The 26058-nt window shown below is 58.6% G+C and carries 18 protein-coding genes, 1 tRNA gene and 3 other RNA genes; 10 read left to right on the top strand and 12 right to left on the bottom strand.

Features of this window, described 5'->3' with window-relative positions; genetic code table 11:
- The first annotated feature begins 186 nt into the window (after window positions 1-186).
- The 9 genes from eptA to J1C59_RS07810 all read left to right on the top strand — a co-directional run bounded on the left by eptA (window position 187) and on the right by J1C59_RS07810 (window position 5855).
- A complete protein-coding gene (gene eptA / locus J1C59_RS07850) occupies window positions 187-1815 on the top strand; it encodes a phosphoethanolamine transferase EptA (protein WP_128085058.1) in 1629 nt (542 codons plus the stop codon).
- Complete coding sequence (gene pmrA, locus J1C59_RS07845) at window positions 1815-2495, top strand: two-component system response regulator PmrA (protein ID WP_128085057.1); 681 nt, start codon at window positions 1815-1817, stop codon at window positions 2493-2495. The genes eptA and pmrA overlap by 1 nt, the downstream gene beginning before the upstream one ends.
- Window positions 2492-3550 carry a two-component system sensor histidine kinase PmrB gene (pmrB, locus tag J1C59_RS07840; RefSeq protein ID WP_128085056.1) on the top strand — a complete coding sequence of 353 codons (1059 nt, stop codon included), beginning with the start codon at window positions 2492-2494 and terminating at the stop codon, window positions 3548-3550. Before pmrA ends, pmrB begins: the two co-directional genes overlap by 4 nt.
- Window positions 3551-3839: 289 nt before the next feature.
- The gene (locus tag J1C59_RS07835) at window positions 3840-4406 is read left to right on the top strand and encodes a flavin reductase family protein (RefSeq protein ID WP_208721831.1); all 567 of its coding nucleotides are present in this window, start codon (window positions 3840-3842) and stop codon (window positions 4404-4406) included.
- 59 nt (window positions 4407-4465) lie between these two features.
- Window positions 4466-4999, top strand: coding sequence for a peptide-methionine (S)-S-oxide reductase MsrA (msrA, locus tag J1C59_RS07830; protein WP_031594591.1), 534 nt, complete (start codon window positions 4466-4468; stop codon window positions 4997-4999).
- Between the two features lie 256 nt (window positions 5000-5255).
- Window positions 5256-5343: transfer RNA gene (locus J1C59_RS07825), tRNA-Ser, on the top strand.
- A gap of 45 nt (window positions 5344-5388) precedes the next feature.
- Window positions 5389-5517, top strand: a non-coding RNA gene (locus J1C59_RS07820) — RtT sRNA.
- A 45-nt stretch (window positions 5518-5562) separates the two neighbouring features.
- Window positions 5563-5686: non-coding RNA, RtT sRNA (locus tag J1C59_RS07815), on the top strand.
- Window positions 5687-5731: 45 nt separating this feature from the next.
- A non-coding RNA gene (locus tag J1C59_RS07810) (RtT sRNA) lies at window positions 5732-5855 on the top strand.
- Window positions 5856-5935: 80 nt separating this feature from the next.
- Here J1C59_RS07810 and J1C59_RS07805 read toward each other — a convergent pair.
- The 7 genes from J1C59_RS07805 to putP all read right to left on the bottom strand — a co-directional run bounded on the left by J1C59_RS07805 (window position 5936) and on the right by putP (window position 15698).
- A complete protein-coding gene (locus J1C59_RS07805) occupies window positions 5936-6940 on the bottom strand; it encodes a LacI family DNA-binding transcriptional regulator (protein ID WP_128085055.1) in 1005 nt (334 codons plus the stop codon).
- A gap of 114 nt (window positions 6941-7054) precedes the next feature.
- On the bottom strand, window positions 7055-8938 hold the full coding sequence (locus J1C59_RS07800; RefSeq protein WP_128085054.1) for a glucose PTS transporter subunit IIA: 1884 nt from the start codon (window positions 8936-8938) through the stop codon (window positions 7055-7057).
- A 454-nt stretch (window positions 8939-9392) separates the two neighbouring features.
- Window positions 9393-10181, bottom strand: a complete 789-nt coding sequence (gene phoH, locus J1C59_RS07795) for a phosphate starvation-inducible protein PhoH (RefSeq protein ID WP_169714124.1) — start codon at window positions 10179-10181, stop codon at window positions 9393-9395.
- 569 nt (window positions 10182-10750) lie between these two features.
- Complete coding sequence (gene efeB / locus J1C59_RS07790; RefSeq protein ID WP_128085053.1) at window positions 10751-12028, bottom strand: iron uptake transporter deferrochelatase/peroxidase subunit; 1278 nt, start codon at window positions 12026-12028, stop codon at window positions 10751-10753.
- A gap of 2 nt (window positions 12029-12030) precedes the next feature.
- Window positions 12031-13146, bottom strand: coding sequence for an iron uptake system protein EfeO (efeO, locus tag J1C59_RS07785; RefSeq protein WP_128085052.1), 1116 nt, complete (start codon window positions 13144-13146; stop codon window positions 12031-12033).
- Between the two features lie 52 nt (window positions 13147-13198).
- On the bottom strand, window positions 13199-14023 hold the full coding sequence (gene efeU, locus J1C59_RS07780) for an iron uptake transporter permease EfeU (RefSeq protein WP_128085051.1): 825 nt from the start codon (window positions 14021-14023) through the stop codon (window positions 13199-13201).
- 190 nt (window positions 14024-14213) lie between these two features.
- Entirely contained in the window at window positions 14214-15698 is a 1485-nt protein-coding gene (gene putP, locus J1C59_RS07775) for a sodium/proline symporter PutP (RefSeq protein ID WP_128085050.1), read from the bottom strand.
- A 451-nt stretch (window positions 15699-16149) separates the two neighbouring features.
- Here putP and putA point away from each other — a divergent pair, with 451 nt between their 5' ends.
- Window positions 16150-20097 carry a trifunctional transcriptional regulator/proline dehydrogenase/L-glutamate gamma-semialdehyde dehydrogenase gene (putA, locus tag J1C59_RS07770; protein ID WP_128085049.1) on the top strand — a complete coding sequence of 1316 codons (3948 nt, stop codon included), beginning with the start codon at window positions 16150-16152 and terminating at the stop codon, window positions 20095-20097.
- A 972-nt stretch (window positions 20098-21069) separates the two neighbouring features.
- On the opposite strand, the gene J1C59_RS07765 is transcribed toward putA, so the two are convergent.
- The 5 genes from J1C59_RS07765 to J1C59_RS07745 form a co-directional block, all read right to left on the bottom strand.
- Window positions 21070-22155 (bottom strand): acyltransferase family protein, encoded by a 1086-nt coding sequence (locus J1C59_RS07765; RefSeq protein ID WP_128084328.1) that lies wholly within the window; start codon window positions 22153-22155, stop codon window positions 21070-21072.
- Window positions 22156-22607: 452 nt separating this feature from the next.
- A complete protein-coding gene (tcyN, locus tag J1C59_RS07760) occupies window positions 22608-23360 on the bottom strand; it encodes an L-cystine ABC transporter ATP-binding protein TcyN (protein ID WP_128084329.1) in 753 nt (250 codons plus the stop codon).
- Window positions 23357-24025 carry a cystine ABC transporter permease gene (gene tcyL / locus J1C59_RS07755; RefSeq protein ID WP_128084330.1) on the bottom strand — a complete coding sequence of 223 codons (669 nt, stop codon included), beginning with the start codon at window positions 24023-24025 and terminating at the stop codon, window positions 23357-23359. The genes tcyN and tcyL overlap by 4 nt, the downstream gene beginning before the upstream one ends.
- Complete coding sequence (gene tcyJ, locus J1C59_RS07750) at window positions 24025-24825, bottom strand: cystine ABC transporter substrate-binding protein (protein WP_128084331.1); 801 nt, start codon at window positions 24823-24825, stop codon at window positions 24025-24027. The genes tcyL and tcyJ overlap by 1 nt, the downstream gene beginning before the upstream one ends.
- A 115-nt stretch (window positions 24826-24940) precedes the next feature.
- Complete coding sequence (locus tag J1C59_RS07745) at window positions 24941-25927, bottom strand: D-cysteine desulfhydrase (RefSeq protein WP_128084332.1); 987 nt, start codon at window positions 25925-25927, stop codon at window positions 24941-24943.
- Window positions 25928-26058: the final 131 nt, after the last annotated feature.

The raw sequence follows: 26058 nt of genomic DNA, 5'->3' as shown, positions 1-26058 counted from the left end.
AGAAAAGCGCCCCGTCAGCGTGTGGCTCTCCGGATGGCAGGGGCAGTTCCGCGCCAGGCGTGACTGGGATCCGGCCTGTTCAGCACAGGAGACAGCTGGCCGCTATCCAACCTTAAGCGTCTTAAGGTATTCCTAATCTAGAAAGCGCACTCTCGTGACACTTTTATTACTCTGGTTTCTGCTCACATGGCGTTTACCCTTAAAAGGCCGCTGATTAGCCGCCTCAGCTTGCTGATCCTCGCTGCGCTCTACATTGCACTCTTTCTGAATATTGCCTATTACCGGCAGGTGCTGGCGGTGATGCCGCTGGATAGCCTCCACACCACGCTGGTATTTTTATCGATGCCGCTGGTCGCCTTCAGCGTCATTAATATTGTGCTGACCCTGGCCTCGTTTCTCTGGCTGGACAGGCTGCTGGCCGCGCTGTTTATCCTGGTCTCCGCCTCGGCGCAGTTCTTTATTCAGACCTATCACATCGTGATCGACCGCTCGATGATCACCAATATGATGGACACCACCGCCTCAGAAACCTTTGCGCTGATCACGCCGCAGCTGATATTTACCCTGCTGACCTCAGGCGTGCTGATGGCGTTGCTGATGTTCTGGCCTCGGGTGAAACGGCAGCAGTGGCGCGGCGTGCTGGCACGCCTGCTCAGCCTGATCCTCTCGGCCGCGCTGATCGTGCTGGTCGCCCTGCTCTTCTATAAAGATTACGCATCGCTGTTCCGCAACAACCGTGAACTGGTGAAAGCGCTGAGTCCGTCCAACAGCATCGCCGCGACGCTCTCCTGGTATAAGCATCAGGAGCTGCAGAACGTGCCGCTGGTGCGCATCGGGGAAGATGCGCATCTGCTGCCCGATCACCGCACCGGTAAACCCCAGCTCACCATTCTGGTGCTGGGCGAAACCTCGCGCGCGCAGAACTTCTCGCTGGGCGGCTATGCGCGGCTGACCAATCCCCTGCTGGCGAAAGATGATGTGATCTACTTCGCGCACACCACCTCCTGCGGTACGGCGACCGCAGTGTCGGTGCCCTGCATGTTCTCCAACATGCCGCGCGCCCACTACGACGACGTGCTGGCCGCTCATCAGGAGGGGCTGCTGGATGTGATTCAGCGCGCCGGGATCAGCGTGTTGTGGAATGAGAATGACGGGAGCTGTAAAGGTGCCTGCGATCGGGTTCCGCATCAGGATATGACCAGCCTGAACCTGCCCGGCATGTGCATCGACGGCGAATGTTATGACGACGTTCTGTTCCATGGTCTGGATGCGTACATCAGCCAGCTGAAAGGCAACGCGGTGATCGTCCTGCATACGATTGGCAGCCACGGACCGACCTACAGCCATCGCTATCCGCCACAGCTGCGTCAGTTTGCGCCGACCTGTGACACCAATCAGATCCAGGACTGCTCGCAACAGCAGCTGATTAACACCTACGACAATACGATACTGAATGTGGATCACATTGTGGATAAGGCCATCGGCATCCTGCGCGCGCATCAGGATCGCTTTACCACCAGCCTGGTCTATCTTTCTGATCACGGGGAGTCGCTGGGCGAAAATGGCGCCTATCTGCATGGCCTGCCCTACGCTATCGCCCCGGACACGCAGAAACATGTCCCGCTGCTGCTCTGGCTGTCACAGGATTATCAGCAACGTTTTGCGGTTAACCGCAGCTGCCTGACTAAACTGGCCGCGACAGACGATTTCTCTCAGGATAATCTGTTCTCCACCCTGCTGGGATTAACCGGCACCGCAACTCACGAATATGTGCCTGCGGATGATATTTTGACATCGTGTCGGAGCCAACCTTAATGAAGATACTGATTGTTGAAGATGACGCCCTGCTGCTGCAGGGGCTGATGCTGGCGCTGGAAGGTGAAGGCTATGTCTGCGACGGCGTGTCGCGGGTGCGCGATGCCGAGGCGCACTTTGCCAGCGGGCTCTACAGTCTGGTGGTACTGGATCTGGGTCTGCCGGACGAGGATGGCCTCCATTTCCTGATCCGCCTGCGGCGGCAGAAGAAGATGACGCCGGTGCTGATCCTGACCGCGCGCGACACCATCAGCGAGCGCATTGCCGGGCTTGACGCCGGTGCTGATGACTATCTGATTAAGCCGTTCTCGCTGGATGAGCTGCTGGCGCGGATCCGTGCTCTGATCCGCCGCAATGTCAATCAGGGTGATACCCAGGTAAGAGTGGGCGCGCTGGCGCTGGATATGACCCACCGTCAGATCTCCCTCAGCGACGTGCTGCTGGACCTGACACCCAAAGAGTTCGCGATTCTGTCGCGGCTGATGCTCAAGGCCGGCAATCCGGTTCACCGCGAAATTCTCTACCAGGATATCTACAACTGGGAAACCGAACCCTCGACCAATACGCTGGAAGTGCATATCCATAATCTGCGCGACAAGATTGGCAAAAGCGCCATCCGCACCGTGCGCGGCTTTGGGTATGCGCTGGTCACGCAGGACGGCCTTCGCGAGGCACCATGATAAAACGTTTCGATCATCGCAGTATGCGCTTTCGCCTTATCCTGACCATTGGCCTGATCCTGCTGGTTTTCCAGGTGATCAGCGTGGTCTGGCTCTGGCACGAGAGTAAAGAGCAGATTCAGTTTCTGGTGGAAGCGCATCTGCAGAAACGCAATATGGACAGCAACGTCGAGCGCGAAGTCCGCGAAGCCGTGGCCAGCCTGGCGGTGCCGAGTCTGGTGATGATCACCCTGACCCTGCTGCTCTGCTATCAGGCGGTGAAATGGATCACCCGGCCGCTTTATCGCCTGCAGAGAGAACTGGAAAGCCGCAGCGAAGAGAATCTCGACCCGGTGGCCTGCCACAGCCAGGTACATGAGATCGACGCGGTTACCCAGGCAATCAACCAGCTGGTGGCCCGTCTGAACAGCAGCCTGGAGCGTGAGCGCCTCTTTACCGCCGATGTGGCGCACGAGTTGCGCACGCCGCTGGCCGGTCTGCGCCTGCATCTGGAGTTAATCGAACGTCACAGCGATGTCAAAGTTCAGCCGCTGGTTCAGCGGCTGGATCAGATGACCCACAGCGTGTCGCAGCTGCTAAGTCTGGCGCGCGCGGGACAGTCCTTTACCTCCGGCACCTATCAGAACGTGGGACTGATTGAAGATGTGATTCTGCCGATGGAGGCGGAGCTGAGCATCATGCTGGAGGCGCACAAGCAGACGCTGCTGTTCGACCTGCCGCAGGAGCAGTTTGTCCGCGGTGATGCGACACTGCTGAAGATGCTGCTGCGGAATCTGGTGGAGAACGCCCATCGTTACAGCCCGGAGAACAGCACCATCAGTGTGCATCTGCTCGCCTCACCGCAGCCAATGATGGTGGTGGAAGATCAGGGACCGGGAATCGATGAGAGTAAAAGTGGCGAGCTGAGTAAGGCCTTCATCCGGATGGATAGCCGCTATGGCGGGATCGGACTCGGGCTGAGCATCGTCAGCCGCATCGTCCAGTTACACCGCTTTCAGTTTTTCTTAGAGAACCGTCGCGATCAAAGCGGCTGTCGGGCAGTGGTCCGGTTTTAAGCGCTGAACCAGGCCGAGAGAAACAGAACGACCGTCGCGGCGGCAATCAGCAGTGCAGCATATTCGCTGACCGGACGCGGGGTGGTAACAGGCAGGTCAGCAGAAACAGTTTTCATAGCATCCTCCTCAGTTGGAGCAGGCAGTATCGCGACTGCATATTAAGGAAACCTTAAGCTCGCGATACTGCCGCAAAAATTGTGGTAAACCGCGCGGCCGGGCCGCCACCCGCCCGCTGCATGCTCAGCGTGCTCTACACTTAATGGCTACGTTCCCTTGACGGAGTGACGCCATGAGCCCGCGCATGCACAAATATGCTTTTCCGGTCAGTAAAGCCCGCAAATATCTGGAACCCGGTCCGGTGCTGCTGCTGAGTTCGCAGTATCAGGATCACCACGACATCATGACCCTCGGCTGGCACACCGTGCTGGAGTTTTCACCCTCCCTTGTCGGCTGCATGATCGCGGGCATGAACCACAGCCATGAACTGATCCGCCAGAGCGGTCAGTGCGTCCTGAACATCCCCTCCGCCTCGCTGATTGACGAAGTGGTCGGTATCGGCAACAGCCACGGCGATCAGCTCGATAAATTCAGCGCCTTTAACCTGACACCGGAACCGGCCCAGGTCGTGGGCGCGCCGATGATTGCTGAATGTTTTGCCAGCTTCGAATGTCAGCTCTATGACGATGCAATGGTGGCCCGCTATAACCTGTTTATATTTGAAATCGTGAAGGCGCATGTCGCTGAACAGCCGGAGTATCCCGCGACCCTGCACTACACCGGCGAAGGGCGGTTCAGCGTGATGGGCGATAAAATGCTGGATAAGAGCGGTGATTTTAAACCTGAGATGCTGTTGTAGTTGAAAGCCCCCCATTCCGTCCCCATTCAACTCTTTCGACCTGACAGGAGTAAATAATTATGGCAATCGAATATGCAGTGATCGCAGGTGGCTGTTTCTGGTGCACCGAGGCAGTATTTAAAGATGTGATCGGCGTGGAGTCGGTGGAAAGTGGTTATACCGGCGGCGCCCGGCCAAACCCTACCTATGAGCAGGTCTGCAGCGGCGCCACCGGTCATGCCGAAGCGATTCGCATTGGCTTTGATCCGGAGAAAGTGAGCTTCGGCGATCTGCTGGATATCAGCTTCGTTACGCATGATCCGACGCAGCTTAACCGTCAGGGTAACGACATCGGCACGCAATACCGCTCGGCGATTTTCCCGGCCAATGCGGAACAGGAAGCGGAAGCGCGCGCCGCCATTGCTCGCGCTCAGGCGGACCATGACGTGCCGGTAGTGACTACCATTGAGCCGCTGAAAGAGTGGTATCCGGCGGAAGCCTATCACCAGGATTACTGGGAAGGCGCCGGTCAGCGCAACGGCTACTGCATGGCGGTGATCCCGCCCAAGCTGCAGAAACTGCGTAAAAGTTTCGCTAACCGCGTGAAAAGTTGATTAGCCGGGGTGATACCGGGCCGGCAGGCGTGCCGTGGCCATCACCCCGCTCTTCTCTGTATCGCGGATCCGGGCCGCAAAATGGTGAAGATTCCCGCAGAGAGAGGCGCATAAATCGCCGGTTTTGCGGCGTGGCAAATCGATTCGTACAGAGCTTAAGCGAATAGATCAAAAGAAAAAAATAGTGCTTGACCGCTTTCGGCCGACTCCCTATAGTAGCGCCCCGTTGACCCAGCGCGGTCAGCGAAGTAAATGTGGTGAGGTGTCCGAGTGGCTGAAGGAGCACGCCTGGAAAGTGTGTATACGGCAACGTATCGGGGGTTCGAATCCCCCTCTCACCGCCACATTCTGAAGAAGAGCCTGAACAGACGTTCAGGCTTTTTTTTTGCATATTGCACGGCAAGAGGGGGGTGAGAAGCCCCGCCGGGGTTCGACAGCGTGCGCAGCGCGCTGGACAGCGGAGCCTGCGACGCGGCCCGCAGGGTGAGCACAGCGAATCCATCCCCCTCTCACCGCCACATTCTGAAGAAGAGCCTGAACAAACGTTCAGGCTTTTTTTTTGCCTATTGCACAGCGAGAGGGGGTGAGAAGCCCCGCCGGGGTTCGACAGCGCAGCGCGCTGGACAGCGGAGCCTGCGACGCGGCCCGCAGGGTGAGCACAGCGAATCCATCCCCCTCTCACCGCCACATTCTGAAGAAGAGCCTGAACAGACGTTCAGGCTTTTTTTTTGCCTATTGCACAGCGAGAGGGGGTGAGAAGCCCCGCCGGGGTTCGACAGCGCAGCGCGCTGGACAGCGGAGCCTGCGACGCTGCCCGCAGGGTGAGCGCAGCGAATCCATCCCCCTCTCACCGCCACATTCTGAAGAAGAGCCTGAACAAACGTTCAGGCTTTTTTTTGCCTGTTGCACAGCGAGAGAAGCAGGAAGCCTGTCTGATCAGCGGGTTTCCGCAAGGCGCGCGACCGAATCCCGGTGCACCAGCGTTCCCTGATGCGAAAACAGGGCGCGCTCTTCAGGCCGTAACACGATCTCCATCGCGTCCCGGATCATCTCATCGATAGGAACATGCACGGTCGTTAAGGAGGGCGTGTAGTACTTTCCGATGACCGCATCATCGAATCCGGCAAGAGAGATCGCTTCCGGCACGCTTTTCCCCGCCTCCTGAAAGGCCTTTGCCAGACCAATAGCCATATCGTCATTGGCGGCCAGCACACAGGTAAACGCCACGTTCCGCGCCAGCAGCTCACGCCCGGCCGCGTAGCCGCTCTCGGTACTCCAGGCGCCCTGCACCTCCAGCTGCGGATCCAGGCAGATGCCCGCCTTCTTCAGCGCATCACGGTAGCCCGCTAAACGCTGCTCACCGGTCGGAGAGCCACGGCTCCCCCTGACAAAGGCAATCCGGGTATGACCCTGCGCCAGCAGATGCGCCATCATCTCTTCACTACTGCGCCGGTGATCCGTAAACACGCAGCGAGTGCGGTTTCGGATGAGTTCGCGGTTAATCACCACGATCGGCGTCTGATTCTCATCAATAATCTCATCCAGTTCGCTGACCGACAGATATTTGGGATAGATCATGATGGCTTCGCAGCGCAGTTCAAGGAGAAGTCCAATCGCGTTACGCTCATCCTGCGCACTGTGTTTACCGTCCGCAAGCACCAGCTGGCGGTTGTGTTTCTCGCTGAGCGTCGCCGCCTGATAAACCATGCCTGAAAAGAACGGGCCGTTGTAGAGCCCGTTGGTAATGACCAGCCCGACCGAATGGGTCGTATTATTCGACAGATTACGCGCCAGCCGGTTGGGCCGATAGCCGGTCTCCGCCACCGCCTGTAAAATTCTGGCCTTCACCTCTTCGCGTACAAAGACTTTGCCGCTCAGCGCGCGTGAAACGGTCGCTTTGGATACTCTGGCCAGTCTGGCGACATCCAGTATTGTTACCATTCACCACTCCAGTCATTGGATGAGTCACACCGGCCCGTCCGAAACGGTGTCAACAGGCCGCGGCAGACAGCGCAGCCGCTGAAGCCTGGGCGTCTCTTGCCTGCATGTGGACGTTTATGCCAGCGACATCAGCGGCACGCCGGTGCTGACAGCGCCCTGCGACCGGTACGTCGTCAATGTGAACTCCTCACTGTTCACGACCAGAACCGGTGTCGTCAGATCATAGCCTTTACGTTCGATACTGATCTGGTCGAACTCCAGCAGTGGCGTGCCCGCGCTGACCACATCGCCCTCTTTCACTAACGGATGGAAATGTTCGCCCTGCAGCTCAACGGTATTTAAGCCAACATGGATCAGCAACTCCGCGCCATTCTCACAGATTAAGCCAATCGCATGATGTGAGGGAAGCAGCGTCGCGACCGTGGCGTTGCAGGGTGCCACCACTTTCCCCTCGTCTGGCTTAATCGCGAGTCCGTCGCCCAGAAACTTTCCGGCAAAGGTTTCGTCCGCCACGCTCTCCAGCGCAACCACGTTACCTTTTAACGGGCTGAGAATATCCATGCCGCCGGACAGGGTGGCTTGCGGGGCAGCCCGCGTATTGACCTCTGGCGACGGCATCGCCTCTTCGTTAACGGGATCGTCAAAACCCACAAACTGCACCATCAGGATGGTCAGCACTATCGTGGTCCCCGCGCCCACCAGCTCCCCGATGAACGACACCGGCGCTGCCGGGCTGATGGCATTAACCAGCGTAAACAGGCCCGGCAGTGCCGCATAGGCGTAGTAAAGGCTGCCGAACAGGCTGGCAACCACCGCCCCGATCGCCCCGCCGATGCAGCCACAGATAAAGGGCTTTTTAAAACGCAGCGTCACACCATAAATGGCGGGTTCGGTGATGCCGAAAATCGCGGTGATACCGGCCGACATGGAGGTGGCTTTTAGCTGCGTGTTGCGGGTTTTCAGGAACACACCAAACACGGCCGCCATCTGACCGATCACCGCTATCGTCTGGTAAGCCTGAAAGGAGTCATACCCCTGGGTGTCGAAGTTCGCCATGATAACGGGCGTAATGCCCCAGTGAACGCCAAAGATAACAATAATCTGCCACACGCCACCAATCACGGCCGCCGCGACCGGCGGAGCCGCCTGGAACAGAGCGTTGTAGCCACCTGCGACGCCCATCGCGGCCCAGGTGGTAATCGGGCCGATCACAATCAGCGTCAGCGGCACGATCACCACGAAGCAGATCAGGGGCGTAAAGAGCGGGCTGACCACCTCCGGTACCCACTTCTCTACGCGGCGTTCAAAGTGTGAGAGTGCCCAGACCAGAAACAACGGCGGCAGAACCGACGAGGTGTAGACCGTTTCGGAGAGCGGAAAGAAGAGGAAATGGAGGCTCTCCCCGCCGGCGATCCGTCCGGCCAGCGTCGCCCAGTCCGGACTGATCAAGGCACAACAGCAGAGCACGGCAATAAAGGGATTACATTTAAAATGGCGGGCGGCCGTCATGGCGATAAAGACCGGCAGAAAAGCGAATGGGGTCCAGGACATAAAGTTGAGCACAGCGAAGGTGCCCGTCGTTTTGACGTCAGCATCGATCAGCGTGACAACAATCAGCAGCCCCTGCAGGATCCCTGCCGCCGCCAGGATATAGACGATCGGGGCGAACACCGCCGACATGGTGGCGATCACCGCATCCAGCCTGCGCGTCTTTGTCGGCTGGCTGGCAGCGCTGCCGGTCTCTTTCACCAGGCCCGACATCGCATTAAAGAGATCGGCGACATGCGTGCCGATAACCACCTGAAACTGCCCGCCGCTCTCCACCACCGCAATTACGCCCGGCAGACTCTGCACCTTGCGCTTCGCCTCTGCCGGGGTTTCATTCAGCACCAGCCTCAGACGGGTGGCACAGCGGGTAAAACTGACGATATTCTCCTCTCCGCCCACTTCCCGGAGAATGTCACTGGCTAACCTGTTGTAATCCCTGATAACAGCCATGCAGTTTTCCTTCTTTATTCAGTAATTGCGTCCCACAAACGGTGAGACTGCCTCTGCAGCAATCCGGAACAATGACCATATAACCGGTTTCACCGTAACCTGGAACCAGAGCCATGCAACCGGTTTCATGGAAATGTGAGAGTCAGTTCACCTATTTCAGGGCGGGCAAGATGCAGATCTGTGACCGCGTCGATCTGCCGCTTCTGACGCGGGTATCGGGGTGCCAGCACGCTGCGGGAGGGTCCGGAGGCGCTAAAGGCATTCGGGAAAACGGCAAACTGCGTTAACAGAGGCGGACCGGTCGGGCCATGCGGGACCGGCAAGGCCCCCTCTTTCCATTGGCGCTGACGGCATCCAGCCGGAGGCTGCTGTCCGTGCGGGTCTGCCGCAGTACACAAAAAGAAAACCCGGCCGGAGCCGGGTTTGGGCGCTACACTTCTTACTCAATCAAACGCTAGCTATACGCATGCAGGGTGCGCTGACACAGCGCAGAACGCACACAATCCTCTTTGCCGAAGCGCACAATGCCGACCATCTCGTCCTCTTCAAAACGCGCCAGCGCGTCCGCGAGACCAGACGGCACCCCAGCGGGCAAGTCGCACTGGGTAATATCGCCGTTTACAATGACCGTGACGTTTTCGCCCAGTCGGGTCAGGAACATCTTCATCTGCGCGGCGGTGACGTTCTGCGCCTCATCCAGAATCACCACGGCATTTTCGAACGTGCGGCCTCGCATATAGGCGAACGGCGCAATCTCGACCTTGGCGATTTCCGGACGCAGACAATATTGCATAAATGATGCGCCAAGACGTTTAACCAGAATGTCATAGACCGGACGGAAATAAGGGGCGAACTTCTCAGAAATATCGCCGGGCAGGAAGCCCAGATCCTCATCTGCCTGCAGTACCGGGCGCGTAACGATAATCCTGTCGATATCCTTATGAATCAGGGCCTCAGCCGCTTTCGCGGCGCTGATCCAGGTTTTACCGCATCCGGCTTCACCGGTTGCGAAGATCAGCTGCTTGGTTTCTATGGCGTTAAGATAGTGCGCCTGAGCGTCGTTGCGGGCCTCAATCGGTAAACGGTCACGCGTGTCGCGCGCCATGCCAATTGCGTCCAGTCCGCTCATATGCACCAGCGAAGTGACCGACTCTTCTTCACGCTGACGGTGACTACGTGAGTCACTACGAAGCACTCTTCTTGCTTCACGACGTGCTTTGATCACTGCTTTCTGTCTTCCCATAGTGGCACCTTTCAGTTGGTTTCATTTCCCGCGTCAGGCGCGTAGCCCGTTGCGATTACGTGAACGCTTTAGAGGTTTCAGTTGGCTTCCTTCAGAGCCATGACAGGACAGGATAAGGGGTATGCAGCAGCGCACAGACGTCGCTGATCACCGGATAACACTGATTGCAGAACAAAAGAAAGGGTTAAAGAAAGGGAGAGATAACGAGGCAGAATTGCCCTCGCGTTCAGGCGCAATTTATTTAACGGCAGTGACTTTCCAGAAAAGAATCGACCCATGCGCGAACTCCAGTGTGATACATCAACACATCCGATTACGCCTGTTTAATAAAGTGCACCATTTTGTTGGGCCTTTGCAACTCTAATTTTATCTGCTGGCAAAGGAATTGCTAATCGCGCGTTAACATTTCTTTTTCGATAAAATGTAAAAACGAACAATTACAGTTATTTGCGTTATTTCTGGCAGGCTGACATTCTGTGGAATCTCAGTAAAAACTCACCGCGTCAGGCGCATAAAACGGTAATGATGGGCGGGCCGTCAACGGCACGCCCATTGTGATGATATTTTAATCAGGCTTCCAGCAGCGACTGCCCTAAATAATGGCTGGCGTCGGGGACGCCGGGCAGCGCAAAAAAGTAACCGCCGCCAAAAGGCCGGATATATTCTTCCAGCGCTTCCCCATTCAGACGCTGCTGAACCGTGAGAAAACCGCGCTCCAGATCGTGCTGATAGCAGACAAACAGCAGGCCCATATCCAGCTGCCCGGCGGCGGAGATGCCGGCCGAGTAGCTGTAACCGCGGCGCAGCATCAGACTGCTGGCCGTCTCCGGGGTTCGGGGGTTGGCGAGCCGGATGTGGGCATCCAGCGCAATCACCTCGCCGTCCGGGTCGCGGGCGTAATCCGGCACGTCATGTTCATGCTGCATCCCCAGCGGCGCGCCGCTCAGCTTCTCCCGGCCAAAGATAGTCTGCTGCTCGCCCAGCGGCGTACGGTCCCACATTTCCACATGGAAGCGGATGAGCCGCACAGCCTGATAGCTGCCGTTGCGCGCCCATGCGGGCTCCTGCTGGTCTGCCGTTACCCAGAGCAGCTGATTCATCAGCGCCGCATCGCGGGTATCGGGATTGGCGGTGCCATCTTTGAATCCCAGCAGGTTGATCGGGGTCTCCTGACCCTGACTGCGCGCGGCATGTTCAGAGATAAAACCTTCACGCCGCCAGCGTACGCCGAGCAGGTCAGGCGTGTGTTTGATGATGTCACGCAGGGCATGGATTACCGTATCCTGGGTGTTGGCGCAGATCTGCAGCAGCAGGTCGCCATGACACTGATCGGCATCAAGCGAATCGTTGGGAAAGCGCGTCATCGGCTGCAATTTTGCCGGCTTGTGCGCGGCCAGCCCGAAACGTTCGTCAAACAGCGAGTGACCGACCGAAACGGTTATCGTCAGGTTGTCGGGCGCGATCGTCGGCCCCAGAATGCCGGAATCCATAGGCGGCAGCTGTGGATTTGTCACCGCCGGTGCCGGGCCGCCGTGGGTCAGAAAGGCGATGCGCTGGGTCAGCAGACGAAACAGACGCACCAGCTCCGCTTTATCGCTGCTGAGCAGGTCAAACGCCACCAGCATCATTGAGGCCTGCTGTGGCGTCGTGATGCCCGCCTGATGCTGACCATAAAACGGCTGACTCTGCTGCCGCGCCTGCGGTGTCACGGTGCCCGGTGAAAACGTCCCGGCGCGGGCGGCGTGGAACGGACAGCCTCCGCCCAGGGCGGCTGCACCACCCAGCAGGCCCAGCCCCTTTAATAAACGACGACGCGCTGGCTGCGCGTCATCTTCCTTGCGACTCATGATTAATCCAGACCCAACGTACCACGAAGTAATGAAAGATCTTCCGCCAGCGCGGTGATCGGCCCTTTCAGCGCATTCCGGTCGGCGCTGGTCAGCTTCTCGTAAGAGTCGAAGCCGGTTTTAGTGCGGTACTTGCTCAGGATCGCATCCACCTTCTTAAAGTTGGCATCCACCTTCGCCAGCAACGCCGGGTTCTCTTTGCTGACCAGCGGACGCAGCAGCTCCACAATCTTCTGCGCGCCGTCGATGTTCGCCTGGAAGTCCCACAGGTCGGTGCGGCTGTAACGATCTTCCTCACCGGAAATTTTGCTGGAAGCCACCTCTTCGATCAGGCCCGCTGCCCCGCCGACCACTTTCGCTGGCGGGAAGGCGAGTTCGTTGATGCGCGTCTGCAGATCGTGGACATCCTTATTAAGCTGGTCCGCATACCCTGCCATGCCCTGGGTACTGTTATCCCCGAACAGCGCCTTCTCCAGACGGTGGAAGCCGGTGAATTTGGGATCGGCAGCTTTCTTCTCATAGTCATCCTCGCGGGCATCAATGCTGCCGTCGAGGTCGGAGAAGAGTTCAGCAATCGGCTCGATACGCTCATAGTACTGGCGGGTTGGCGCATACAGCGCTTTGGCTTTTTCTGTGTCACCGGCTTTCACGGCATCCGTAAAGGCCTGTGTGCTGCTGACCAGCTGACTGACCTGCCCGGTCACGTAGGTTTTATAGGCGGTGATCGGCCCTTCGAGCTGCATTCGCGCCGATGTCGCTCCTTTGGCCGCGCCCTCGCCTGCCTCGACGATCAGCTTACCTTTAGGGTTACTCAGCAGGCCGCAGGTCATCTCATATTCGCCCGGCGCCAGCGTGGCGGTCAGCTTCTGACTGAAGCCCGGCGCGATGTTTTCACGCTCTTCGACCACCAGCACCCCTTTCAGGATCTCCCACTCCAGCGCTTTCTGGCTGTTGTTCTTAATCAGGAACTGGGTCTTACCGGCCTTGACCGTTACGCTCATCGGCTCACACTGCCTGTCGTTGACGCTTACGGTAACCTGAGGAACCGCCGCGGCCGCCGAAGCGGAGATCGCCAGCAGAGGAAGCAGCAGTGCCTTGCGGCGAAAACGCATTGTCATCTCTCTTTCCCTATCACGTTGCAGGCGCAAAGTGCGCCCGTTAAATGGTGCATTACACCGTGGCCGACGCAGCAGGCCGCGCAGGCATGAAAAACAGAATCAGCGCCGGAATCAGATAGGCGAAGTAGACCGTCACTTCACTGACGCTGGGCGCCTCCTGATACCCCAGTATCCCTTCCAGCAGGGTGCCAGACAGCGAATGGGTCGATAAGGTGTTGCTGAGATCGAACGCCACCGCCTGATAGCGGTTCCACAGCCCCGCTTCGTGGAAGGCGCGAATCGCCCCCGCCGCCAGGCCCGCCGCGACAAACAGGATAAAGACGCTGGTCCAGCGGAAGAATCGCGCCATGTTCAGACGGATGCCGCCCCAGTAGAGCAGCATGCCGAGCACCACCGCTGTCGCCAGCCCGAGCACGGCCCCGATCGGCGGTGCATAGCCCACGTCCTGGGTAAAGGCGGCCAGCAGGAAGAACACCGATTCCAGCCCCTCACGCGCCACGGCCAGAAACACCATCAGCACCAGCGCCACCCCGCCACGGCCCGAGCGCTGCAGCGCCTGATCGACCGCCTGCTCCAGCTCGACGCGAATGTTGCGCGCCACTTTGCGCATCCAGAACACCATCGAGGTCAGGATCACCACCGCGATCAGCGCCACGATGCCTTCAAACAGCTCCTGCTCTTTTTGCGGAAATTCACCCGTGGTGGCATTGATGAAGAGACCCAGGCCCAGACAGAGCGCGGCGGCGATAAACACGCCAGCCCACAAGGCCGGAAACCATTGGGTGCGCTGGGTGCGTTTGAGATAGCTGGCGATGAGGCTGACAATCAGTGCGGCTTCGATGCCTTCGCGCAGCATGATGAGAAAGGGAACAAACATTGCCAACCTCTTGAATGTTAAGCAGCGTCAATCAACGGTAAAATCAGGTAAAGTGTAAACGATACCGATTATCATTATCGCTGCGAAAAAAACAAGTTGCCGGTGGAGATAATTTCATTCTCAGGTGATTTATCTTTGTAACAAAAAGGCCCGCCCTTTTCGGGGCGGGCCTGCGCGTCAGCAGCCTGGCTTATTTCGCCAGGTACTCTGCTTCCGCCGCGGCAAAGCGCTGCTGCGCGGCGGCCGAGGGTTCACGTCCCAGCAGGCTGAAGAGCACAATCGCGATGCTGGCGAAAATAAAGCCCGGGATGATTTCATACAGTCCCAGCCAGCCATACTGTTTCCACACCAGCACGGTCAGGGCACCGACAATCATTCCGGCCAGCGCGCCGTTGCGGTTCATGCGTTTCCAGCAGACGCCGAACAGCACGACCGGACCAAAGGCGGCACCGAAACCTGCCCAGGCGTAGCTCACCAGGCCCAGGACACGGTTTTCCGGATTGGAGGCCAGCGCAATCGCAATCAGCGCCACCAGCAGCACCATCAGACGCCCCACCCACACCAGCTCTTTCTGGCTCGCCTTTTTGCGCAGGAAGCCTTTATAGAGATCCTCGGTCAGGGCGCTGGAGCAGACCAGCAGCTGACAGCTCAGGGTGGACATCACGGCCGCCAGAATCGCGGAGAGCAGGATACCGGCAATCCACGGGTTGAAGAGGATACGCGCCAGCTCGATAAAGACCCGCTCGGCGTTGGCGTTCACGCCCGCCGCCAGCGCCGGGTTGTTCTGGAAGTAGGCAATACCGAAGAAGCCGACCGCCACGGCACCGGCCAGGCAGAGCACCATCCACGCCATACCGATGCGGCGCGCCGTGCGGATAGAGCGATGCGAATCCGCCGCCATGAAGCGCGCCAGAATATGCGGCTGGCCGAAGTAGCCCAGACCCCAGCCCAGCAGCGAGATCACCGCCACGAAGTTCAGCCCCTTGAGCATGTCGAGATTTTCCAGGCTCTTCGCCTGAATGACCGCCATCGAATCTGACCAGCCGCCAACCGCGATAATCACAAAGACCGGCGTCAGGATCAGCGCAAAAATCATCAGGCTGGCCTGCACGGTGTCGGTCCAGCTCACCGCCAGAAAGCCGCCAATCAGCGTATAGAGGATGGTTGCGGCTGCACCGGCCCACAGGGCGGTCTCATAACTCATGCCGAAGGTGCTCTCAAACAGACGCGCCCCGGCGACCACGCCCGACGCACAGTAGATGGTAAAGAACACCAGAATCACGATGGCAGAGATCACCCGCAGAATTTTGCTGTGATCTTCAAAGCGGCTGGTAAAGAAGTCCGGCAGGGTCAGCGCGTTGTTGTGATGTTCGGTCTGCACCCGCAGGCGACCCGCCACGATTTTCCAGTTCAGCCAGGCCCCGATCGTCAGACCAATCGCAATCCAGCTTTCAGAGATACCGGAGATGAAGATGGCGCCAGGCAATCCCATCAGCAGCCAGCCGCTCATGTCGGATGCACCGGCAGAGAGTGCCGTTACCACGCTACCCAGACTGCGGCCACCGAGGATGTAATCGTCGAAGTTTTTGGTTGAGCGGTAGGCAGCCAAACCAATCAACACCATCCCGAGTATATAAATCACAAAGGTCACCAGCATTGGTGTACTTACACTCATCTGTCTCTCCACTTATTATTTGATATCCCAGAGAAATCGCCAGCCACCCGCCTGCCGGAACGGGGCAGCGCGGGCCGATTTTCTGTGTCAGGGGGTCACTCATTTCCCAGCGGCGCGGTATCCTGCCGGAAAGCCGGGGCGCGCACAATGGATTTAACACAGGCGTTACAGTGATTTCACTAACCAGCTGTTAAAACGTGCTCAGAGGTTGCACTCGCTCACAGTTATCCGGTTGCACCTGGGTCTTACCTGCTCTGAACCCGCTTTTTAACGGGCCTGCAAACCTGGCGAGGATCTTGCAGCAAGATTCATGCCGCATTGGCGGATTTAACAATTGACGACGTTAAAAGGGTGTTAACTGGCTCACATTTAACACGGTTGCACAAAGTTGCAACTTAAGTGATAGTGCAGCCAACGCCGTATCGAACCACTATTAAGGAGCTCTGGAGTCATGGGTACAACCACCATGGGTGTAAAACTGGATGACGCAACACGTGAGCGCATCAAACTGGCTGCGCAGCGTATCGATCGCACGCCACACTGGCTGATCAAACAGGCGATCTTCTCCTACCTGGGCCAACTGGAAACCGGTGATAGCCTGCCAGAGATCCCGCTTTCAGCCCAGGCCGTTGCGGAGGCTGACGACATCCAGCCCGAGGAGATACACCAGCCCTTCCTCGACTTTGCAGAGCAGATTTTACCGCAGTCCGTGACCCGTTCTGCCGTGACCGCAGCATGGCGTCGCCCGGAAACCGATGCGGTGCCGATGCTGCTGGAGCAGGCGCGCTTACCGGCGGCACTGGCGGAGAAAACCCATCAACTGGCCTATCAGCTTGCCGACAAGCTGCGGCACCAGAAAGGAGCAACCGGACGCGCCGGTATGGTGCAGAGCCTGCTGCAGGAGTTCTCGCTCTCTTCCCACGAAGGCGTGGCGCTGATGTGCCTGGCCGAGGCGCTGTTGCGAATTCCGGACAAGCCGACGCGCGATGCCCTGATCCGTGACAAGATCAGCAACGGCAACTGGCAGTCGCATCTGGGCCGCAGCCCCTCCCTGTTTGTTAACGCGGCCACCTGGGGCCTGCTGTTCACCGGCCGCCTGGTGTCGACCCACAACGAGTCGAACCTCTCTAGCTCGCTGAACCGCATTATCGGTAAAGGTGGCGAACCGCTGATCCGCAAAGGCGTGGATATGGCGATGCGTCTGATGGGCGAGCAGTTCGTTACCGGTGAAACGATTGCCGAAGCGCTGGCGAACGCCCGCAAGCTGGAAGAGAAAGGGTTCCGCTACTCCTATGATATGCTGGGCGAAGCGGCGCTGACAGCCGGTGATGCCAAAGCCTACCTGCTCTCTTATCAGCAGGCGATCCATGCGATTGGTAAAGCCTCAAACGGCCGCGGCATCTATGAAGGCCCCGGCATCTCCATCAAGCTCTCCGCCCTGCATCCCCGCTACAGCCGTGCGCAGTATGAGCGCGTTATGGAGGAGCTCTACCCGACTCTGAAATCGCTGACGCTGCTGGCGCGCACCTATGACATCGGCATCAACATCGATGCCGAAGAGGCCGACCGTCTGGAGCTGTCGCTGGATATGCTGGAGAAGCTCTGTTTCGAGCCGGAACTGGAAGGCTGGAACGGTATCGGCTTCGTCATCCAGGCTTACATGAAACGCTGTCCGTTTGTGATCGATGAGCTGGTCGATCTGGCGCAGCGCAGCCGTCGTCGCCTGATGATCCGTCTGGTAAAAGGCGCTTACTGGGACAGCGAAATCAAACGCGCACAGATGGAAGGGCTGGAGGGCTATCCGGTTTACACCCGCAAGGTCTACACCGACATCTCTTACCTGGCGTGCGCCCGTAAGCTGCTCGCTGTGCCGAACCTGATCTATCCGCAGTTCGCCACGCACAACGCCCACACTCTGGCGGCGATTTATCAGCTGGCAGGCAATAACTACTATCCGGGTCAGTATGAGTTCCAGTGTCTGCACGGCATGGGCGAACCGCTCTATGAGCAGGTGGTTGGCAAAGTGGCGGACGGCAAACTGAACCGTCCCTGCCGTATTTATGCGCCGGTCGGCACCCATGAGACGCTGCTGGCCTATCTGGTTCGCCGCCTGCTGGAGAACGGCGCGAACACTTCCTTCGTGAACCGCATCGCCGATACCTCGCTGCCGATCGACGAACTGGTGGCCGATCCGGTCAGCGCCGTTGAAAAACTGGGCGTCAGCGAAGGTGCCATCGGCCTGCCGCATCCGAAGATCCCGCTGCCGCGCGAACTCTACGGGGAAAATCGCGTGAACTCCGCGGGTCTGGATATGGCCAACGAGCACCGTCTCGCCTCCCTCTCCAGCGCCCTGCTGAGCAGCGCCGCTCAGCCCTGTCTGGCGGAACCGATGATTGAGGGGGAAGCCGGTGCCGGTGAACTGCGTGACATTCTGAACCCGGCCGCGCCAAACGATCGGGTCGGCCAGGTGCGCGACGCGACGGAGCAGGAGGTTTCCGTGGCGCTGGATGCCGCCGTCAACAGCGGTCCGATCTGGTTCGCCACACCGCCACAGGAGCGCGCCGCCATTCTGGAACGCGCCGCACAGATTATGGAAGGCCAGATGCAGCAGCTGCTCGGCATCCTGGTGCGGGAAGCGGGCAAGACCTACAACAACGCCATCGCCGAAGTGCGTGAAGCGGTAGATTTCCTCTATTACTACGCCGGGATGGTGCGTGACGATTTCGACAACGAGACGCATCGTCCGCTGGGGCCGGTGGTCTGCATCAGCCCCTGGAACTTCCCGCTGGCGATCTTCACCGGTCAGATTGCCGCCGCTCTGGCTGCAGGCAACAGTGTGCTGGCAAAACCGGCCGAGCAGACGCCGCTGATTGCAGCCCAGGCGGTTCAGATCCTGCTGGATGCGGGCGTACCCGCTGGCGTGCTGCAGCTGCTGCCGGGTCAGGGTGAAACCGTGGGCGCGCAGCTGACCGGCGACGATCGGGTGCGCGGCGTCATGTTTACCGGCTCGACGGCGGTGGCGACGCTGCTGCAGCGCAACCTGGCCGGTCGTCTTGATCCGCAGGGTCGTCCGACGCCGCTGATCGCAGAAACCGGCGGCATGAATGCCATGATCGTCGACTCTTCTGCCCTCACCGAGCAGGTGGTGGTCGATATCGTCGCCTCCGCCTTCGACAGTGCCGGACAGCGCTGCTCTGCCCTGCGTCTGCTCTGTATTCAGGAGGATGTGGCTGACCATACGCTGAAGATGCTGCGCGGTGCGATGGCCGAATGCCGCATGGGCAATCCTGAGCGTTTTTCAACCGACATCGGTCCGGTGATCGATGCCGAAGCGAAAGCCAATATCGACCGTCATATTCAGGCGATGCGCAACAAAGGCTTTACCGTTTACCAGGCGGTGCAGGAAAACCCGCAGGACAGTAAAGAGTGGAACAGCGGCACCTTTGTCAAACCCACCCTGATTGAACTGAATCAGGTCAGCGATCTGGATAAAGAGATTTTTGGTCCGGTGCTGCACGTCGTGCGCTTCAGCCGCACTGCGCTGCCACAGGTGATCGATCAGATTAACGCCTCTGGCTACGGTCTGACGCTGGGTGTCCACACCCGTATCGATGAGACCATCGCCCAGGTTACGGCGAATGCGCGTGTCGGGAACCTTTACGTGAACCGTAACATGGTGGGTGCAGTAGTCGGCGTGCAGCCGTTTGGCGGCGAAGGCCTGTCTGGCACCGGTCCGAAAGCCGGTGGCCCGCTCTACCTCTATCGCCTGCTGGCTAATCGCCCGGATAGCGCACTGCGTCTGACCTTTGATCGTCAGGATGCAGAGCGTCCGGCAGACAGTACGCTGCGCCACTCTCTGCTGGCTCCGCATCAGGCGCTGAGCCACTGGGCGAAAGAGAAGCCTGGCCTGGCTGAGCTGTGTCAGCACTATGGCGAACTGGCTCAGGCGGGCGTCGTCCGGCTGCTGCCTGGCCCGACTGGCGAGCGTAACACCTTCTCGCTGTTGCCTCGCGACCGGGTGCTCTGCCTGGCGGACAATGAGCAGGACGCGCTGATCCAGCTGGCTGCGGTAACCAGCGTCGGCAGCAAAGCCCTGTGGCAGGATGATGAGCTGCATCGCGCCCTGCTGACCTCGCTGCCGGATGCGGTGAAAGCGCGTATTAAACTGGCGCGCGACCCGTTAACGGCTGAGTTTGATGCGGTGATCTACCACGGCGATGCCGATCAGCTGCGCACCCTGTGTGAACAGATTGCGGCGCGTGACGGCGCGATTGTGTCGGTGCAGGGCTTCGCCCGCGGCGAGACGAATCTGCTGCTGGAGCGTCTGCTGATCGAGCGTTCGCTGAGTGTAAATACCGCGGCGGCGGGCGGTAACGCCAGTCTGATGACTATCGGTTAACCGGGGAGATTAAGGGGCTGGGCGGATGGGTGTTTTGTTCGCCTGGCAATGGTGCAGGATGTTGCCTGACGGCAGATGCGTTCGCTTCGCGACTGGGTATGGGGTGGGCTTCGTTCGGCTGGCCGTGGTTTTACCCTGCGCGGATTTCGTTCGCCTGGCGAGCCGGGCAGTTTCAGGCCCGCCTCTGCAGGCGACCGACAAGGGCGCGCCAGTCGCCGCGCCCCCCTGACCCCGGGCTCCGGCCTGCATCACCGCCGCTTCGCGGTCCCTTCGCTTCATCCGGATTTCTCACGGACCGGCGGGACGCGCCATCCCTGGCGCGAGCCCGCCTCTTCGCGACATCCCTGTCGCTTGTCCTGAAATCCCTCACCCGCTCAGCGGTTCTGACGGCCTCCCTCCCCGCTGTTATTTCTTCTCTTACTGTCTGGTCTTTTATCGCGGCAGGTGTCCGGGCTTCCCGTGACTTCCGTACTGGCTTAATCACAGGCAATCACTTTTTGTGCATGTACCTGTCATTTTATATCTGTTTATTCGCGGGGCTGGCTAAAAGGCTGTCAGAGGCTGCACGCCAAAAACACTATGAACGGTTGGGAGAGGCGTCCGCAGCGCTGAGGAACAACCGGCGGCCAGGATGCGCCGACAGGACGTCGGCGAAAGGACGGCGCGAGCCAGGGATGGCGAGTCCGGACGGTCCGCAGGCCGCAGGGCGTGACGAGGGCACCCCGCGAAGCGGGGCGCGGAGGCAGCCGGATGCCGGGATTGTTAAGGGGCGGGCCTCCGCCCCTTGACGCGTCCGCCCGCACGGGCGAACTGAAACTCTCCGACGCCTGGCGGGCGAAACCGATCAGCGTGAAACTACCGCCCTTTCGCGCAGCGAACACTTCCGCGCCTGACGGGCCAGAACCGTTCAGAGCAACCTCGCTGCTATTTAAAATCCGCCCAGCGTCAGCCTGTTGCCCGTCAATCTGCTCTTTACCCCCTGCTCACGCCGCCAGGCGACCTCTTCAGCAGTGTCGGGAAGACAAACAGCGACTGGCCGACGCCGCGATTGGTCAGCGACCAGATGGCGACCGAGCTGAGCGAGCAGAGCCCCACAATGGCCACCGGATAGAAACAGGCCCAGAGCCACGAAAACCACGCCTGCTCAAACAGATGGTGCCGCTGCGCAAACTGAATCGCGGTCATACCAAAGAACTCGATAAAAATGCGATGCAGTACGTAAATCTGCAGCGTATTGCGCCCGACCCAGTTGAGATAGCGCATGCTGAAGTGCTGATTCAGCCAGCGGCAGGCGGCAATACTGAACAGCACCGCCAGCACACAGAGGAACAGGCTCTTATCGAGGCCGAAGATCACATGAATTCCGGCGACCGCCGCCAGCGCCGCCCAGGGCAGCAGATTCTCCCGGCGCCATTCACTCAGGCGCAGCATGGTCTGACTCCAGAACGCGCCTAACAGGAAGAAGAGGAAATATTGCGCCAGACTCTGCGGTCCCCAGTAGGGGATCACCTTTTCCACCGCCAGATAATTCAGCAGCACGGCAACCGCCACCAGGGCCAGCTTATAATCACGGAAAATTTTCGCGCAGAGGAAATAGATCCCCAGCCCGTAGAGATACCATGAGGTACTCATGGCCATAAAGGTCAGCCGGAGAAACTCCCACAATGAACCGGCATAGGCGGCATTAAGATTCTGCGAAATACGCTGGCCGGTAATTTCCGTCGAGATACCGACGATAGACCACCACTGAATAAACCCCCACAGAATATAGAGATAAAAGAGATTGGTAATGCGACTGGTAAAGACCTGTTTCCAGGGCCGGTTAATAATACCGTTGGTTGCCAGCAATCCCGACACAAAGAAAAAGGCGGGCATCCGTAATGGCGACAGAACCGTATTAAACTGTACCCATATTTCAGCGGGGATCCAGCCGGCAGAGAGATATTTCAGTGTGCCTTCGAAACCGGGCAGCACCGTGTGGTAGAGCACCACCAGCATGATGCAGGCGCCCTTCAGGGTGTCTACCCACAGTATCTTGTCTGACTTCATCTGATTCATTCAATGACTCCTGCTGTGTAGGTCAGAAGAGGGGAAAGTCAACGCGAGGAAATCACTATTGCTTTATCGTTATCCGGTAATTATTCGCCTTTGAAGGGGTGATGAATGTAGCGAAACTCTTAAAAGCCGCGCAGTGGTCCTGATGCCACAGTTATTTACTCAGCAGAACGTTTCCTTACACTTACAAATACCCCCCGACAAATGGAACAGGCGCGGCCGGGCGTGCAGCAAAAGATAATAATTATTTGATAAAGCAATAGATATATTTAAGAGAAAGATGAAACAGCTGAAGCCAGTTAATCTCTGATGAAAAGAAAAGTTTTGTCAGATGCGTCAAAACGTTTAACGCGGAAATAAATAAATATGATAGTGGCGCAGTGAGGACAATATAAATAGGGTGAGGGCGTTCAGACAGGCAGATAAAAAACTGCCTTCCGGAGAAGGCAGTGTGATTACTGATTCAGGAATTTGTCGAGGAACTGACGGGTTCGCGGCTGACGGGGATTGCTGAACAGCGCCTTCGCGTCGCCCTGCTCCACAATCCGGCCCTGATCCATGAAGATGGCGCGGTCGGCCACGTCGCGGGCAAAGCTCATCTCGTGTGTGACGATTACCATCGTGCGTTTCTCTTCGGCCAGCGCGCGAATGGTGCTGAGCACCTCGCCAACCAGCTCCGGATCCAGCGCCGAAGTGGGTTCATCAAACAGAATGACTTCCGGCCGCATCGCCAGCGCCCGGGCGATGGCCACGCGCTGCTGCTGGCCGCCGGAGAGACGACGCGGAAAACTCGCCTCTTTGCCCTGCAGTCCGACTTTTTCCAGCAGCGTGCGGGCGCGGGCTGCCGCCTCTGCTTTCGCTTCGCCTTTCACGATCACCGGCCCCTCAATGATGTTATCGATCACCGAACGGTGCGGAAACAGATTGAAGTTCTGGAAGACAAACCCGACCTGCTGACGCAGACGACGCACCTGCTCTTTCTGCTTACTCTCGGCCAGCGCCGCATCGATGGTGATATCGCCGACCCGGATGGTGCCGCTATCCGGCACTTCCAGCAGGTTGATGCTGCGCAGCAGCGTCGTCTTGCCTGAGCCGCTGGGGCCGATGATAGCCACCACTTCACCCGCAGCCACATCGAGGTCGATGTCGTGCAGCACCCTCTGGCCATTAAAAGATTTCACCAGCTTTCTGACTTCGATGGCGCTCATTTCGACTCCGAATCCTGACGATTAACATGCTGCTCCAGCCGGTTCTGCAGGGCAGACAACACCGTCGCCATCACCCAGTAGATCAGGGAGGCCGCCAGATACATGGTAAAAACTTCCAGCGTACGCGAGGTGATCAACTGCGCCTGACGGAACAGCTCCGGCACCTGAATGGTGGCGGCCAGCGAAGTATCCTTTACCAGGCTGATAAAACTGTTGCCGAGCGGCGGCAGCGCGGTGCGGGCCGCCTGCGGCAGAATGACCCGGCGCAGCGTCTGCCAGCGTGTCATCCCGATACTGGCCGCCGCTTCCCACTGCCCGCGCTCAATCGATGCGATCGCGCCGCGCAGTGATTCCGACGCATAGGCCGCGGTATTCAGGGACAGGCCAATCATCGCCGACGGGATCGGATCCAGCTCAATGCCAAACTGCGGCAGGCCGTAGTAGATCATAAAGAGCTGAGCGATCAGCGGCGTGCCACGGAAGATCGAGACGTAGATACGCGCCAGCCAGCGCACCGGCCAGATGCGCGACAGGCGCATCAGAGCCAGAACAAAGCCCAGCAGCAGCCCAAAGAACATGCCGCCGATACTGAGCTGCAGCGTAAACAGCGCGCCTTTGAATAAAAAAGGTGCTGAATCCAGCACCAGTTGAAGGCTTTCCTGCATTATTTCGTTACGTCCGCGCCAAACCATTTCTGCGACAGCTTGCTCAGCGAGCCATCTTTCTGCATTTCAGCAATGGCCTGGTCGACCGCTTTCAGCAGGTCTTCGTTGCCCTTGCGGATCGCAACGCCTGACTCCTGACGCGAGAAGGCGTCACCGGCAACCGCCATGGTATCGCCGGTTTTCTTCACCAGATCCAGCGCGGCCAGACGGTCAACCAGAATCGCATTCAGACGGCCAGAGCGCAGATCCTGATATTTTGTCGGGTCATCATCATAGGTACGGATGTCCACGCCCTTCACGTTTTCACGCAGCCACTGCTCATAGTTGGTGCCCAGACCCACGCCGACCTTTTTGCCCGCCAGGTCGGCCGGTTTGGTAATGGTGCTGGCATTGGCTTTCATGGTCAGCGCCTGGATGCCGGAAACGGTGTACGGCGTGGAGAAGTCATACTTCTTCTTGCGCTCATCAGAGATGGTGACCTGGTTGATCACCACATCGATGCGCTTCGCATCGAGTGACGCCAGCATACCATCCCATTTAGTCGGTTTCAGGCTCGCTTTAACGCCCATGTGCTGCGCCAGCTGCTCGGCAAACTCCACTTCAAAGCCGGTCAGCTTGCCCTTTTCATCCTGGAAGCTGAATGGCGGATAGGTGCCTTCCAGACCCACCAGCAGCGTGCCGCGCTCTTTGATTTTGTTCAGCAGGTTTTCTGCTGCAAAGGTTTTAACGTTAACGCCTGCAATCAGCGCCACAGCCATGACGCCCATCATCATCTGACGACCTGCACGAGAAAAGGACATATTCACCCCATTATTGACAGTATTGTGTGTGTGTTTTTTTATAAGGGCAGCATCATGAGTCGCTGCCAGTCCAGAATGATAACGCACGGAGTATAAACTGTTTTATTGACTTGTCTCAGATCGAAGGATGATAAGCAAATAACGCCGGTGCGCCACCCGTATGAATAAACAGCAACGGACCTTCACGGCGGAAACGATTCCGGCTGATGCCATCCAGCAATCCGGCCATCGCCTTGCCGGTGTAGACCGGGTCCAGCATGATCCCCTCCAGGCGCGCCAGCAGCTTCACCGCCGCCATGCCTTCCTCATTCGGTTCGCCATAGCGTGGCGCAAAGTACTCATCCCACAGGGTGATCGGCGCTGACGCCTGCACCTCCAGCGTCTTCGCCAGTGCATCACGCAACCGCTCAACCAGCGGCTGCTGCTGCGCAACCTGACGGGAAACGGTGACGCCGACCAGTTCGCTCTGGGGCAGCAGATGCTCCAGGCCCACGGCCAGCCCGGCATGGGTGCCGGCACTGCCCGAGGCGACGACGACGGCGGCGAAATCGACCACGCCTTCGCTCTGATGGGCGATCTCCTGTGCGCACTCCACGTAGCCCAGCGCACCCAGCGCATTTGAGCCGCCAACCGGCACGACGTAAGGCCGGAAGCCCTGCGCCTCCAGCCGGGTGGCCTCTTCAGCCAGCTGCTCCGCCGGATTGTGGAGCGCCTCCACCATGATCACTTCCGCGTCCATCAGATCCAGCAGCAGACGGTTGCCGTTGCTGAGGTAGTTTTCAGCGTCGGTGCCGATCGGATTTTCCAGCAGAGCCACGCATTTCAGCCCCAGCCGGGCCGCGACGGCGGCCGTCTGACGCACATGGTTAGACTGAATCGCGCCCGCGGTCAGCAGCACATCGGCGCCTTCGCGCAGCGCATCCGCCGCCAGAAACTCCAGTTTACGCAGCTTGTTGCCGCCCATCGCCACCGGGGTAAAGTCATCACGCTTGATGAAAATATCGCGTCCCAGGTAATCGGACAGTCGTGGCAGATGCTCCAGCGGCGTCGGTGCGCCCAGCAGTTCAAGACGAGGAAACTGGTGTAACAGGTGTAAAGACAAAGCGGCCTCCGTTCGGGCACGGGAATGATCTCTACAGTGTTACAGAAGATGAAGAAAGGATCACCCTGATTCAGGTGTCAGCAGAGGCGGTAACGAAAAGGCCGAGATAAAACAGGGGCAGTAAAACCGCA

This window comes from Pantoea deleyi (assembly GCF_022647325.1).
GTDB lineage: Bacteria > Pseudomonadota > Gammaproteobacteria > Enterobacterales > Enterobacteriaceae > Pantoea > Pantoea deleyi.
This window is presented reverse-complemented; position numbering and strand designations above follow the sequence as displayed.